The 12,807-nt window shown below is 54.1% G+C and carries 13 protein-coding genes; 7 read left to right on the forward strand and 6 right to left on the reverse strand.

The features are described from left to right. Positions 1 to 42: 42 nt before the first annotated feature. The 4 genes from ACKVOS_RS11320 to panC form a co-directional block, all read right to left on the reverse strand. Positions 43 to 1,023, reverse strand: a complete 981-nt coding sequence (locus tag ACKVOS_RS11320; protein WP_409212110.1) for an SDR family NAD(P)-dependent oxidoreductase — start codon at positions 1,021 to 1,023, stop codon at positions 43 to 45. Positions 1,024 to 1,086: 63 nt separating this feature from the next. After that, positions 1,087 to 2,289, reverse strand: coding sequence for a cation:proton antiporter (locus ACKVOS_RS11325; protein WP_409212121.1), 1,203 nt, complete (start codon positions 2,287 to 2,289; stop codon positions 1,087 to 1,089). A 76-nt stretch (positions 2,290 to 2,365) separates the two neighbouring features. After that, positions 2,366 to 2,662 (reverse strand): SEL1-like repeat protein, encoded by a 297-nt coding sequence (locus ACKVOS_RS11330; protein ID WP_409212111.1) that lies wholly within the window; start codon positions 2,660 to 2,662, stop codon positions 2,366 to 2,368. A gap of 108 nt (positions 2,663 to 2,770) precedes the next feature. Continuing rightward, the gene (panC, locus tag ACKVOS_RS11335; protein ID WP_409212122.1) at positions 2,771 to 3,610 is read right to left on the reverse strand and encodes a pantoate--beta-alanine ligase; all 840 of its coding nucleotides are present in this window, start codon (positions 3,608 to 3,610) and stop codon (positions 2,771 to 2,773) included. Between the two features lie 98 nt (positions 3,611 to 3,708). Between panC and ACKVOS_RS11340 the strand changes: the two genes are divergently transcribed. From ACKVOS_RS11340 to pdeM, 6 genes are all read left to right on the forward strand, one after another. Beyond that, positions 3,709 to 4,491, forward strand: coding sequence for a division plane positioning ATPase MipZ (locus ACKVOS_RS11340; RefSeq protein ID WP_409212112.1), 783 nt, complete (start codon positions 3,709 to 3,711; stop codon positions 4,489 to 4,491). A gap of 49 nt (positions 4,492 to 4,540) precedes the next feature. Then, complete coding sequence (locus ACKVOS_RS11345; protein ID WP_409212113.1) at positions 4,541 to 4,903, forward strand: molecular chaperone DnaJ; 363 nt, start codon at positions 4,541 to 4,543, stop codon at positions 4,901 to 4,903. 33 nt (positions 4,904 to 4,936) lie between these two features. Further along, complete coding sequence (pgmG, locus tag ACKVOS_RS11350; protein WP_409212114.1) at positions 4,937 to 6,322, forward strand: phosphoglucomutase/phosphomannomutase PgmG; 1,386 nt, start codon at positions 4,937 to 4,939, stop codon at positions 6,320 to 6,322. 6 nt (positions 6,323 to 6,328) lie between these two features. Next, a complete protein-coding gene (locus ACKVOS_RS11355) occupies positions 6,329 to 8,734 on the forward strand; it encodes a ligase-associated DNA damage response DEXH box helicase (protein WP_409212115.1) in 2,406 nt (801 codons plus the stop codon). Between the two features lie 70 nt (positions 8,735 to 8,804). After that, complete coding sequence (locus ACKVOS_RS11360; RefSeq protein ID WP_409212116.1) at positions 8,805 to 9,758, forward strand: retroviral-like aspartic protease family protein; 954 nt, start codon at positions 8,805 to 8,807, stop codon at positions 9,756 to 9,758. A gap of 44 nt (positions 9,759 to 9,802) precedes the next feature. After that, complete coding sequence (gene pdeM / locus ACKVOS_RS11365) at positions 9,803 to 10,489, forward strand: ligase-associated DNA damage response endonuclease PdeM (protein WP_409212117.1); 687 nt, start codon at positions 9,803 to 9,805, stop codon at positions 10,487 to 10,489. A gap of 1 nt (position 10,490) precedes the next feature. Here the strand turns inward: pdeM and ACKVOS_RS11370 are convergent, their stop codons facing one another. Next, positions 10,491 to 11,165, reverse strand: coding sequence for a YggS family pyridoxal phosphate-dependent enzyme (locus ACKVOS_RS11370; protein ID WP_409212118.1), 675 nt, complete (start codon positions 11,163 to 11,165; stop codon positions 10,491 to 10,493). Positions 11,166 to 11,224: 59 nt separating this feature from the next. Here ACKVOS_RS11370 and ACKVOS_RS11375 point away from each other — a divergent pair, with 59 nt between their 5' ends. After that, positions 11,225 to 11,749, forward strand: a complete 525-nt coding sequence (locus ACKVOS_RS11375; RefSeq protein WP_409212119.1) for a thiamine phosphate synthase — start codon at positions 11,225 to 11,227, stop codon at positions 11,747 to 11,749. A 9-nt stretch (positions 11,750 to 11,758) separates the two neighbouring features. Here ACKVOS_RS11375 and ACKVOS_RS11380 read toward each other — a convergent pair whose 3' ends face one another. Then, the gene (locus ACKVOS_RS11380; RefSeq protein ID WP_409212120.1) at positions 11,759 to 12,514 is read right to left on the reverse strand and encodes a hypothetical protein; all 756 of its coding nucleotides are present in this window, start codon (positions 12,512 to 12,514) and stop codon (positions 11,759 to 11,761) included. Between the last annotated feature and the right edge of the window lie 293 nt (positions 12,515 to 12,807).

Here is a 12,807-nt window from a genome sequence, read left to right on the forward strand (position 1 = left end):
GCTAAAGTTGACCCATCGTCAAATGTCTGACTTCGGGTTGCATCATTCCGGATGGTAATGCGCGCGATACCAATCGGCAAATCGCTGCAGACCTTCCGCCAGCATCACTTTAGGCTTATACCCCGTGAGCGCGTTCAGTTTTGAAACATCAGCATAAGTTGCGGTAACATCCCCCAATTGCATGGGACGCATGATCTTTACCGCCTCACGTCCCAAAGCATTTTCAAGCGTTTCGATCATTTCCATCAGGCCGACCGGGTGGCTGTCACCAATGTTCAGCACACGATGGTCGCCCTGTTGCGGAGGATTGTCGAGCGCCCCGATGATGCCGTCGACGATATCGTCGATATAGGTGAAGTCCCGAGCCATCTTGCCATTGCCAAACACTTCGATGGAATCGCCTCTCAGGATTTTCTGGGTGAAGCTGAAATAGGCCATATCGGGCCGCCCCCAAGGACCATATACGGTGAAAAAACGCAGGCCGGTTTGCGGAAACCCGTATAATTTGGCGTAAGACTGGCTCATCAATTCGCAGGCGCGCTTTGTCGCGGCATATAGCGAGACAGGGTCCATAGCGGGTTCGTCTTCGGTGAAGCCTTCGCCGCCCATCGGTTTGTCGCCATAAACCGAGCTCGACGACGCATAAACCAGATGCTCAAAGCCTTCTGCATGGCGGCAAGCCTCCATCACCGACAGATGGCCGGCAAGGTTTGACCGTTCATAAGCAAACGGATTTTCGATACTGTACCGAACGCCGGCCTGCGCGGCGAGATGGACAACCCGAACAACGCTGTTGTCACGGACCAATTTCGCCATCCCTTCTGCATCGGCAATATCCATGCGCACAAAATCGAAATTGTCCCGACCGTCAAACGTCGCCAGACGCGCTTCCTTTAAAGCCGGATCATAATAATCGTTGACGATATCGACGCCGATCACCTTTTCGCCACGGGCTAGAAGACGGTGCGCCACAGCATGGCCTATAAACCCGGCCGCGCCGGTCACGATGATCGCTTGTTTCATGCTTGATTCCTTGTTGTCTGCCGCGCGTTTAGGGTCAATCGGGTAAAAATCCCCTTAGCGTCGCTATTCGGATCGGGAAACGACCGATTTTAGGTGCCGTAATTTTGGTGTCACCAATGGGATAGTTAGCATCGTGCTGCCAACGGCCATTAACAGCAAGGCGGTGAATGTTTCGTTGGTGATAATGTCCTTATCCAACAGGATGTTGGCAAATATGATCATGATCAGCGCCTTGGTCTGCAAAAGCCACCCGATCAATGACGCTTCGCCTTTTTCCCATTTCAGGATGTGCCCTGCGATATGTATTCCGGCCAACTTTCCAGATATGGATGCAAACAGCAAGAAAGCGGCGGCACCAAAAACGGCAACGCCGCCTACATCCCAGTTGGTCCGTAGCCCTGTGCTCAGAAAGAAAACGGGCATGACGGTCAACAGAACGGTGCCGCGAAAATCATCCATGCGTTTCTGGTCGTACAATTTGGCGTCCAATATGGCGCCTGATAAAAATGCCCCCACCATATAATGCAAACCCGCCCAGTCCGCTGCGAATCCACATATGGCCAGCCAGATTAACCCCACATACCATCGGTCATTCTCGTTGATTCTCACCATCAAGCGCCGCACCAAAAATGCGGCCAAGGCAAACATGACAAGGAACGCACCCTGTCGGCCAATTCTTTCCCAATCCAGCAAGATAAGCGCAAGCACACCCCATATCGCGACATCGTCGAGACTGGCGTAGCGCAAAATTCGCTGGCCGAGCGGCTGGCGCAATATCTCCAGCTTTTCCATCAATAAGATAAGGATGGGGAGGGCTGTGACAGCGCAAGCCATTCCGATCCCGACAACAACCTGCCAATATTCACCCTTGGCCCCAGCCCAGCCCGTCCCGGTTTGCAACAAAATAACCGCCGCAACACCGCCAAATAAGAGTGGTACCGCAAGGGCGAGGCCAGCGGTAACACCTGTTTCGCGGCGCTTTTTCCATGCTTCGGACAGGTCGAGTTCGATTCCTGCTACCCAGACAAAGATCATCACTGCCCACCAGGCAACACCATTTAGCGCGCCAATGACCTCCGGACGAAATACAAAATTATAATATTCGGGGAAAATGGCACCCATGATACCGGGCCCCAAAAGGATACCGCAGATAATCTGGACGACCACCAAAGGCGCATAATATTCGGTTCGGAAAAGGCGCCAAATTAGGTAAGGTACGGCGAAAATCAAAAGCATCGCAATCAGATACACCTCGGTCAATGTCATCTGAACCACGCGCATTTATCCCCTTTTCAGGGGCTGGGTCTAGCGACCCAATTGCAATTTGAAAATACCAATAGAATCAGGCTGCCTTGCGGGTTTCGGTGCCTTGCAACCATGCGCGCGCCTGACGTTGCGCTTCGGCAATTTCGCGGGCTGTCATATCATCCGATATGTCTGCACGGCACATCATGGCGGCTTCGCTGCCATTCAACGCAGCCAGGTTAAACCATTTGTGCGCTTCGATCAGGTCGATGTCGACACCGCCACCCGTAGAATATGCCATGCCGAGATCATACAACGCATCGGCGCAACCGCGCGCTGCGTCAGCCAGTCGGCTTTCGATTAGAAAATTAGCGCTTTCGAAACTGTTTCCCATTTTTTGTCCCCAAATTCCCTTGTGGGGACAACTTCGCGTATCATGGCTAACAAATGGTTAACGAAAACGAGGAAAACTTCGTCCATTCTGGAGCGGGGTAGGCCGAAACTAAAGGGCGAGATTGTCGATCAGCCGGGTTTTCCCGATTTTCGCCGCCGCAAGCAACCGGGCGGGACGTCCGTCATAAGTTGAGAGCAGCTCCAAAGTTGCGGCGTCGGCCAGCGCAAAATAATCCACCGTCGAAAAACCGGCGGTTTTGATAGTTTCGATAGCAACTGCATGTGTTTGACCCATGTCAGCGCCCGCACGGATGGCTTGCGCGGCGACGTTCAACGCGCGGGGCAACGCCAGCGCTGATTTTCGCTCAGCCTCGGTCAGATAGCTATTGCGGGACGACATCGCCAAGCCATCGGCATCCCGAACGATTGGCACGCCGACGATTTCAAGATTGAAATCCAGATCGCGCGCCATTTGCCGGATGACCGCCAGTTGCTGAAAATCCTTTTCACCAAAAAATGCGACGTCTGGCTCGATTTGATTGAACAATTTGGCAACCACAAGGGCGACGCCGTCAAAATGTCCCGGGCGCGATCCACCACAAAATCCGGCACTGGGTCCGGCAACATGTATTTTGGTGGCAAAGCCCGGTGGATAGATAACAGACGCCTGCGGTGCCCACAGCAGATCAACCTCGCATCGGCGGAGCAATTCCGAATCACGGTCCAACGTCCTGGGATAGGCGTCGAGGTCTTCATGTGGGCCGAATTGCGTGGGATTGACAAAAATGGAGACGATAATTGCATCGGCTTGGGTTTTCGCGGCCTCCACCAATGCAAGATGTCCGTCGTGCAGCGCGCCCATTGTCGGGACCAAAGCGATGCGCCGCTTCGTTTTACGTAGCGCCGCGATATTATTTCGCAGCGAGTCAAGTTGATTGATGGTTTGCACGTACCGGTCGCCTTGGTTATTGGCCATTATCGCATGCCTATGAAAGATGCATATAATGCATATCAAGGCAAATATCGAATAGGGGTTATAATAGGCTTATGACCGGGGTACATCATATCGTTTTCGCCAATGAAAAAGGCGGCACAGGAAAATCAACCACCGCAGTGCACGTTGCTATCGCACTTGCATCCCGCGGTGCGCGGGTCGCTTGTATTGATCTCGATTCACGTCAACGCACGCTTTATCGCTATCTGGAAAATCGTCGTGATACCATTAAACGGCGCGGGATCACTTTACCTATGCCGGAGTTCGAGGTGTTCGAACATGATTCACAAGCAACGCTCGAACGGCAAGTTGACCGGATGAGCCAGGACAATGACTTTGTGATTTACGACACACCCGGCCGCGACGACAAATATGCCCGTTTTGTGGCAACGCGTGCCAATACGCTTGTTACCCCCATCAATGACAGCTTTGTCGATTTCGATCTCATCGGTCAGGTCGATGCGGAAAATTTCAAGGTCCGCCGCTTAAGCTTTTATGCCGAGCTGATTTGGGAGGCCCGCAAAGAGCGCGCGAAAGCCGATGGGGTAACGATCGACTGGGTGGTCGTCCGTAACCGCTTGCACAATATGGAAGCGCGGAACCAGCAACGCATGACCGAGGCCATTGCCGAATTGTCAAAGCGTGTGGGATTTCGCTCGGTTCCCGGGCTAAATGAGCGCGTGATTTATCGGGAGCTGTTTCCATCCGGCCTGACGTTGATCGACAAAGGACATCTGGGTCAGCTGGCAACCGCGCATATTGTCGCACGGCAGGAACTGCGCGAACTGGTGACTGGCCTTGCGCTTCCCGAACCAAGCCACGCTGTTTTAGCATAATGCCTTCGCTTCTTGCCTTTAGTGTCGCGATCCTTGGAAGGGCGAACTAATGGGCAATTTGACGATTGAACGGCTTTTGCCGATTATCATGGGTGTAGCAGGCACATTTATGATGCTCCGCGGGAGCTTCTTCCTCGGTTTGGTTGCCATATGTGTCGCTGTGGCGTGGCATCGGGGAACACAAAAGCGGCTACTCGGCTCCCAAAAGCAACAGAGCGAAAACATTGCGACGGAAAAAGCCCGGTTCCTGCTGGGGGTTTCCCGTTTTGACAATGCTGCGCGGATTCGTGAACGGCACCGTGCGCTGATCACGCAAAACCATCCCGATACCGGCGGAAGCGAAAACCGTGCGCGTGAATTAAATGAAGCAAGAGACCATTTGCTACACGAACTTGAAAAACAATCGCGTTAAGCGCCCTTCGAACACATAACAGGAGTATCGACATTGACCCATGTTTTCCACCCTACTTCGCTTCGCGAATATGATATTCGAGGCATCATTGACGAAACGCTGGGCACAGATGATGCCTATGCTATTGGCCGCGGCTTTGGCACCTGCCTGATCCGCGCTGGCGGGAAAAAGGCCGCTGTTGGCTATGATGGCCGCGTCAGTTCACCGATGCTTGAAGAAGCTTTGGTTCGCGGGTTGAACGACTGCGGCGTCGACGTTGTCCGCATCGGCATGGGACCGACACCGATGCTATATTATGCCGAGGCCGTTTCGGAAGATGTAGATGGCGGCATCGAAATAACCGGCAGTCACAACCCCGCCAACTATAACGGCTTCAAAATGGTCCTTCAGGGACGACCTTTCTTTGGCGCAGACATTCAGAAACTGGGCCAAATGGCCGCCGCCGGTGATTGGGTGGAAGGTAAGGGCACATCTGTCCATCTGGATATCCTTGACGAATATGTGGCCCGCGTCGCGCAGGCCGCTCCACAAAAACCGTTCCGTATCGGGTGGGATGCGGGCAATGGTGCGGCGGGACCGGCGATTGAAAAGCTGGTGAAGATGCTGCCTGGTGAACATCATCTTTTGTTTGTGGATGTGGATGGCCAGTTTCCCAATCATCACCCCGATCCCACCGACCCCAAAAATCTGGTCGATTTGCAAAAGCTTGTCGCGGAAAAGAATCTCGATTTCGGAGTGGCTTTTGACGGTGATGGTGACCGGATCGGCGCAATCGACGGCGAAGGCCGCGTAATCTGGGGCGATCAACTCATGCAAATCTATGCCGAAGATGTTTTGGGCGAAGTACCGGGCGCAACCATCATCGCTGACGTCAAGGCGTCACAGGCACTTTATGACCGGATTGCAGAATTGGGCGGCGAACCTCTCATGTGGAAAACCGGACATAGCCTTATAAAGTCCAAAATGAAGGAAACAGGTTCACCATTGGCCGGTGAAATGAGCGGGCATATCTTCTTCAAGCATGAATATTATGGTTTCGACGATGCTATTTACGCAGCAGTCCGGCTCATGGCGGCTTCGGCCAAATTGGGCAAAAGCGTGACCGAGCTGCGCGGTGCAATGCCGGACATGATTAACACCCCCGAAATGCGGTTTCAGGTCGACGAAAGCCGCAAATTCGCTGTGATCGAAGAAGTGCTCGCGCGGCTTTCGGCAGATGGCGCCGATGTCAACAACACCGATGGCGCACGTGTGAACACGCCGGACGGCTGGTGGTTGCTGCGCGCATCGAACACCCAGGATGTGCTTGTCGCCCGCGCCGAAGCGTCGAGCGATGCAGGTCTTGATCGCCTGATGGCGCAAATTGACACACAACTGGCAGCATCAGGACTGGAACGCGGCGAAACTGTCGGGCATTAAGTCCGTGTGACTTTATCGCCCATCATTTCCGACTGGTTCGCCGCCCGCAATTGGCACCCGCGGCGACACCAGTTGGAGATGATTGATGCCGCCGATGAGGGACATCATGCGCTTCTTGTGGCAGCGACGGGTGCAGGCAAGACTCTGGCCGGATTTTTGCCGTCCCTGAACGACTTGATTGCCAACCCTACTGACGGCCTACACACATTATATATATCTCCCCTCAAGGCGCTGGCCGTCGATGTCAGGCGCAATTTGCTTGTACCGATCGAGCAAATGGGCCTGCCCATCCGCGTTGAAACACGCACCGGCGACACCCCGTCGGATCGCAAGCAAAGGCAGCGGGTGAAGCCACCGCATATTTTGCTAACTACGCCGGAATCCCTGTCATTATTGTTGAGCCACGAGGACAGTATATTTCTATTCTCGACACTCAAACGCGTTATCATCGACGAGGTTCATGCCTTTGCCAATGGCAAGCGCGGAGATTTGTTGAGCCTGTCGCTGGCGCGTCTGCAAGCGCTGTCTCCTGCCCTGCAACGCGTCGCGCTATCCGCAACCGTGTCCGATCCCGACGCGTATCGCGCTTGGTTGGCACCTTATGGTGACATCAATCGGGTTCGGCTTGTGGAAGGCGATCCGGCGGCTGAGCCCGATCTTGAAATCCTGTTGCCACAGGGCCGCGTTCCGTGGGCCGGGCATAGCGGTCATCACGCTATTCCGCAGTTGATTGAAGAAATCGGCCGCAATAAAATCACGCTGATATTCTGCAACACCCGTTTTCTTGCGGAGTTTATTTTCCAGAAATTATGGGATGCGAACGAACCGAAATATGCCATCGGTATCCACCACGGGTCGCTATCGACAGAGGCCCGGCGCAAAATAGAAGGTGCGATGGCCGAGGGAAAGCTGCGTGCGCTGGTGTGTACGGCCTCGCTTGATCTGGGCGTTGACTGGGGTGATGTCGACTGCGTGATCCAGATGGGCGCACCCAAGGGCAGTTCCCGGCTGTTGCAGCGTATTGGTCGGTCAAACCACCGGATGGACGAACCGAGCAAGGCCATTCTTGTTCCCGGTAATCGGTTCGAATATCTCGAAGCGCAAGCGGCATATGATGCGGTACGGGAAGGTGTGCGCGATGGCGAAGCGTTTCAGCCCGGCAGTTTCGATGTGCTGGCGCAGCATATTATGGGCCTTGCCTGTGCCGGGCCATTTCATGACGCCGATCTGCTTTTGGAAATTCAGTCGGCTTTTCCATATTCCGCGCTGGACGCAGAAACATTTAATCGGGTCATCGCATTCATTGCAACAGGTGGCTATTCCTTAAAAGCGTACGACAAATTCAAAAAACTGGTGAAGCGTCCCTGCGGATTGTGGCATCTGTCGCACCCCAAATTTGCCGCGCAGCACCGGTTCAACGCAGGCATCATCGTCGATTCCCCGATGCTTGATGTGCGGTTTCGCAACGGGCGTAAACTCGGCAAGGTGGAGGAAGGCTTCGCCGCGACGCTGGCCCCCGGAAACTGCTTCACCTTTGCCGGCATGGCGCTGGAGGTCGAATCGATCAAAGATCTTGACCTTTTTGTGCGCGCCGCAACCAAGGCAGCCAACACTATTCCCAGCTATATGGGTGCCCGCCTGCCGCTGACCACGCATTTGGCAGATCGCGTGCGGCATATGCTGACCGATCGGGCAGGATGGGCCCGCTTTCCCGACGAGGTGCGCGAATGGCTGGAAATGCAGGCCTATCGCAGCCAGATGCCAACGCCCGGGCAATTGCTGGTCGAAACCTTTCCGCACGACAAACGCCATTATATGGTGATTTATCCGTTTGAAGGCTGGAATGCACATCAGTCGCTTGGGATGTTGGTGACCCGTCGGATGGAAAGCCGGGGACTCATGCCGATGGGCTTCGTCGCAAGCGACTATGCGCTCGGTGTGTGGAGCCTGAAGCCGATAACCGACCCGGAACCCCTGTTTTCGGCCGATATTTTAACCGACGAATTTGTCGAATGGGTCGAAAGCAGTTATTTGTTAAAACGCGCCTTTCGCGAGGTTGCGGTGATCAGCGGCCTAGTCGAACGCCAACATCCGGGAAAGCGCAAGACCGGACGACAGGTCACATTTTCCACCGACCTGATTTACGACGTGCTCCGAAAATATGAACCCGACCATCTGTTGTTGGATGCCGCATGGGCCGATGCCCGCACGCGCTTGACCGATGTGGGTCGTTTGCGCGACCTGCTAGACCGGGCGGCGGATACTATGTTGCACGTCGATCTGGAACGGGTCAGTCCGCTGGCGGTTCCCTTGCTGGTCATGATCGGACGCGAAAGCACGGCACAAGGCGCAGTCGACGACGAACTTCTTTTGGAAGCGGAGAGCTTGGCAGGCGTAGCAATGACGCCGTGATTCTGGGCATACCGCCAGCGACTTGTGACTCGCCGCAAAGAAGCGTAGCTTGCGATCAGGAGAAGATGACATGAAACAGCTGGTTTTGGGATTTTTCATGACCGCGTTGGCAAGCAGCAGCTGTTTAGCGCAAGAAACCGAGGCACAAGAACCAGAAACGCCTATCGTCGAGCAGTTCGCTATCGACAAAAGCGACCGGATGACGGTGCAAGTGCAAGTGAATGGCAGCGCCGCTGTCCCCTTCATCGTCGATACCGGGGCAGAGCGCACGGTTATTGCCAATGATCTGGCGCGCGATCTGGCGCTGGAATCCGGGCCAACGCTAACGCTGGCTACTATTTCCGGGAAAACCCAGGTCAATTCTTTTTATATCGAAAAGCTGACCACCGCGGCCGTGAATCTTGAAGGATTGGAAGCACCCGGACTCGAAAGGTCAAATCTTGGGGCATATGGCCTATTGGGAATAGACAGCCTGGAACAGAACCGCGTGTTACTGGATTTTCTGAACCAAAAGATGGATGTGCTGCCGTCTCAAAAATCACGCGGGAAAACAAAGCTGGAAAACGGAATGATCGTCGTAACCGCCAAAAAGAAGGCAGGCCGCATGATTATTTCAAGCGCCAGAATTGACGGCATAAAGGTCGACATCATCCTCGATACCGGCGCACAAAGCAGTATGGCCAATTTTGCCCTCCGCGACAAATTGCGTCGTCGGCATCGCACTTTTGATTATATTCCTGTCAGAATGAGAAGCGTCACCGGCGCAATTCTGAACGGGGAATATACCCAATTGAAAGAAATCGAGGTCGGCGGGCTATCGATCCGGGATCTGCCTATTACCTTTGCCCAAAATTATGCTTTTACGGCACTTTCATTGGATGACCGTCCCGCAATTTTGCTGGGTATGGATGCTTTGAAGCTGTTTGATCGGGTCCTGATTGATTTTGGCAATCGCCGTGTCGGTTTTGACTTACCCAAAGGTGTATCGCGGAACACGCCCGGAAGGCTGGCTTCGGCGTTTTGAGGATAGCTTGCATCGTCCTGTTTCGCACCGCATAGGCTTGCGGGATGAAACGCGGGTTTGAATTTGGCGGCATTGAATTTGAATTGGCAGGTGACACGGCATTATATTGGCCAAGCCAGGCCGCCTTGCTGCTGTCTGACCTGCATCTGGAAAAAGCCAGCGCATATGCGGCCGGTGGCCAGATGCTTCCCCCCTATGACAGCCTATCTACGTTGGAACATATTTCCGATCTGGTCGCAGAATTTCGTCCAGAGATGGTCATTTCGTTGGGCGACAATTTCCACGATAGTGACGGCGAACACAGGCTCGATGGTGATGCCGCGGATATACTACAGCGTTTGACCCGTTCCACCCGATGGCTTTGGATTACCGGCAACCACGACCCCGAAATTGGCGGAAAATGGGGAGGGCAATCGATAGCTGAAACCAAGATCGATTCCATGATATTGCGGCACCAAGCCAAAGCAGGAGAAGAATTGCCCGAAATATCCGGCCATTTTCATCCCAAATTCCGGCGTGTTATCAAAGGCAGGATGGTGAGCCGACGGTGCTTTGTAAAATGCCGTCGCAAGCTGATCATGCCGGCTTTCGGGGCCCTGACCGGCGGGCTTGATGTGTCCGATAACGCCATTGGGCATGCCTGTGATTTGCAACATTCCGAAATCGCGGAAGCTCTTGTGCCGATGCGCGATGGTCTGGCCCGATTTCAAATAGAGAAGATCAGGACCTAAATCAGTTTCTGTCGCCAAATAGAGCGGTGCCGATGCGGATATGGGTCGCGCCTAGCATGATCGCAGTCGGAAAATCACCTGACATTCCCATGCTCAATCCGGCAAGTTTGTGCCGTGCCGCCAACTCTGCCAGCAGCGCAAAAAATGGGGCGGGCTCGACATGGGCAGGCGGCAGACACATCAGGCCAGCGATAATGAGCCCTTCCTGTTGCGCCAATTCCAGCAATTCGGGCAACGCCGAAATAGCACAGCCGCCTTTTTGCTCTTCAGAGCCGATATTGACCTGTATGAAGCAAGGGAGGTGGCGTGCCTGATCGCGCATGGCCTTGCCCAAAGCGCAAACCAGCGATGCCCGGTCAACTGAATGAATGCAGTCAAAGAGCGCCACTGCGTCCTGCGCCTTGTTGGATTGCAATTGTCCGATAAGGTGAAGCATGATGTCGGGATGGCGCGCTTTTAATTCCGGCCATTTGGCTGCCGCTTCCTGAATACGGTTTTCACCAAAGACCCGTTGCCCCGCCGCAATTAGGGGTTCTATTTCCTCAGCAGAGCGAGTTTTTGAAACAGCGATGAGGGTGACGTCGGCTTCGCGGCGGTTTGCGACTTTTACCGCTGACGCCATCTGCGCCTTTATTTCGGTAATATGTCGGCTTGGATTTTCGGCTGTTGGTTGCATAAGGGTGCGCTATAGGCATCCCGATGCGCCGCCGCCACCCCCTTCCAACAGTCTGGCTGATGACCGATCCCCGATTTGGGGACAGGTTGTTGCCGGCAATCCGGCAACTGCCATTTGGATCGGGTGTCATATTTCGTCACTATGAACTGGGCGAAACCGAGAGACTCTCACTTTTTAGACATGTCGCGCAAATTTGCCGGCAACGCGGACATATTTTGCTTTTGGCAGGAAGCGAACGGAGTGCTTTGCACTGGCGCGCAGACGGGTTTCACCGCCGCACAATTAAGCGGTCAAAGATGCTGCAAAGCGCTTCGGCCCACGACCGGCGGGAACTGGCCGAAGCAAGGCGCATTAAAAGTGCCATGATTTTGGTTTCGCCGATATTCGCAACCAACAGCCATCCGGGGCAACGTCCACTCGGCTTGTACAGACTCACCCAAATGGCCGCACAGGCCGATGGCGCAAAAATTATCGCGCTGGGCGGGGTTACGCGCCAAAAGGCCCAGCTTTTGAATCGACATGTTATTTATGGATGGGCCGCAATCGACGGGTTGATGGGACGAAAACGCACTGCAGCGACTTAGGGTCAGGACCTAGAAGCGGATTTTTGTTCCCACATAGACAGCTTCATTGTCTTTGCGATTATCTGTGGTGGGCATCACACGGTCATTTTCGCTCGTATAACGCACGCCTGCCGTCAAATCGATCTTGCGGCTGATGGAGAAACTGCCGCCAACATCCAGCTTATATTCACCGGCAGAAGCGCTCCCGCGCGCAGGGGGAGCGGCTTCTTTATTCTGGTCAAGCTTTATGCTTGTGTTGAACTTGTCGGGCTTTTTAACCGTTTCGTCGAGACGAAAGCCGCCACGGCCCAATTCGCTTAAAGGTGCCACCGCCGACAATTTTGGTGCGGTTGGCAACGTGAAACCCTGCCAACCTTTCGCTGCTGTCAAACGATAATCAAGCGTTGAAAGGCGCAAAGCCTTGCCCGCACCGGGTTCAACCGCAGCAATAGCGCTACGAACCGAGACGGCACCCGCCGTCAAACGCGAATTTGCACGCGCTGCAACAATGATCGTCCGGTTACGATTGGCTTGCCCGCCAGCTAGCGTGAACGGAAACCGGCGATTGTCAGGGCCTGATGGCTCCGCAAATTGTTCAGCCAGTCGACTGTCCACACCCGCGGGTGTAAACGTGTTCAGCCAGTCATTGGAAGCCCGGTTGGCGCGTTCGATCGTATTGGCAGCGAAAGCCGGCACAACAAGCGGCGAGACGACAAGCGAACCGGTCGCAAGCCATGCAGCTGCAAAAAGGGCTTTATTTCGCCGGAAAGACTTGCGAACGGACATGACAGCGCCAAAACGACTCCTTGATCCATATGTGTATAAACATGATTCTGCAGAATCGAAAGGGCGGGAACCAAATAATCTTTCAAACATTACAATTTTTCACAATATGTTGCACGTTATCCACAAAGTGATTTCCGGTTCAGCCGATGCCCATGAATGATCGTCACTGGTTCAGCACCCAGAAAGCTTGCTCAAGCCAGCAAGGCGCTATAGAGGATTCTCACTTTTTCATCGTTCAAGGACAAATTATGCGCTTCACTCGCCTGGCACTCATTCTCGCCTCTGGCACATTA

The organism is Sphingorhabdus sp., assembly GCF_046154385.1.
Taxonomy (GTDB): domain Bacteria; phylum Pseudomonadota; class Alphaproteobacteria; order Sphingomonadales; family Sphingomonadaceae; genus Sphingorhabdus_B.

Excerpts from the sequence above, each read along its gene's own strand:
- ACKVOS_RS11325 (WP_409212121.1), bottom strand. The coding sequence starts at position 2,289 with ATGACATTGACCGAGGTGTATCTGATTGCGATGCTTTTGATTTTCGCC.
- ACKVOS_RS11340 (WP_409212112.1), top strand. The coding sequence starts at position 3,709 with ATGACCGGGGTACATCATATCGTTTTCGCCAATGAAAAAGGCGGCACA.
- ACKVOS_RS11370 (WP_409212118.1), bottom strand. The coding sequence starts at position 11,165 with ATGCAACCAACAGCCGAAAATCCAAGCCGACATATTACCGAAATAAAG.
- ACKVOS_RS11345 (WP_409212113.1), top strand. The coding sequence starts at position 4,541 with ATGGGCAATTTGACGATTGAACGGCTTTTGCCGATTATCATGGGTGTA.
- ACKVOS_RS11375 (WP_409212119.1), top strand. The coding sequence starts at position 11,225 with ATGACCGATCCCCGATTTGGGGACAGGTTGTTGCCGGCAATCCGGCAA.
- ACKVOS_RS11320 (WP_409212110.1), bottom strand. The coding sequence starts at position 1,023 with ATGAAACAAGCGATCATCGTGACCGGCGCGGCCGGGTTTATAGGCCAT.
- ACKVOS_RS11380 (WP_409212120.1), bottom strand. The coding sequence starts at position 12,514 with ATGTCCGTTCGCAAGTCTTTCCGGCGAAATAAAGCCCTTTTTGCAGCT.
- ACKVOS_RS11360 (WP_409212116.1), top strand. The coding sequence starts at position 8,805 with ATGAAACAGCTGGTTTTGGGATTTTTCATGACCGCGTTGGCAAGCAGC.
- pdeM (WP_409212117.1), top strand. The coding sequence starts at position 9,803 with ATGAAACGCGGGTTTGAATTTGGCGGCATTGAATTTGAATTGGCAGGT.
- ACKVOS_RS11330 (WP_409212111.1), bottom strand. The coding sequence starts at position 2,662 with ATGGGAAACAGTTTCGAAAGCGCTAATTTTCTAATCGAAAGCCGACTG.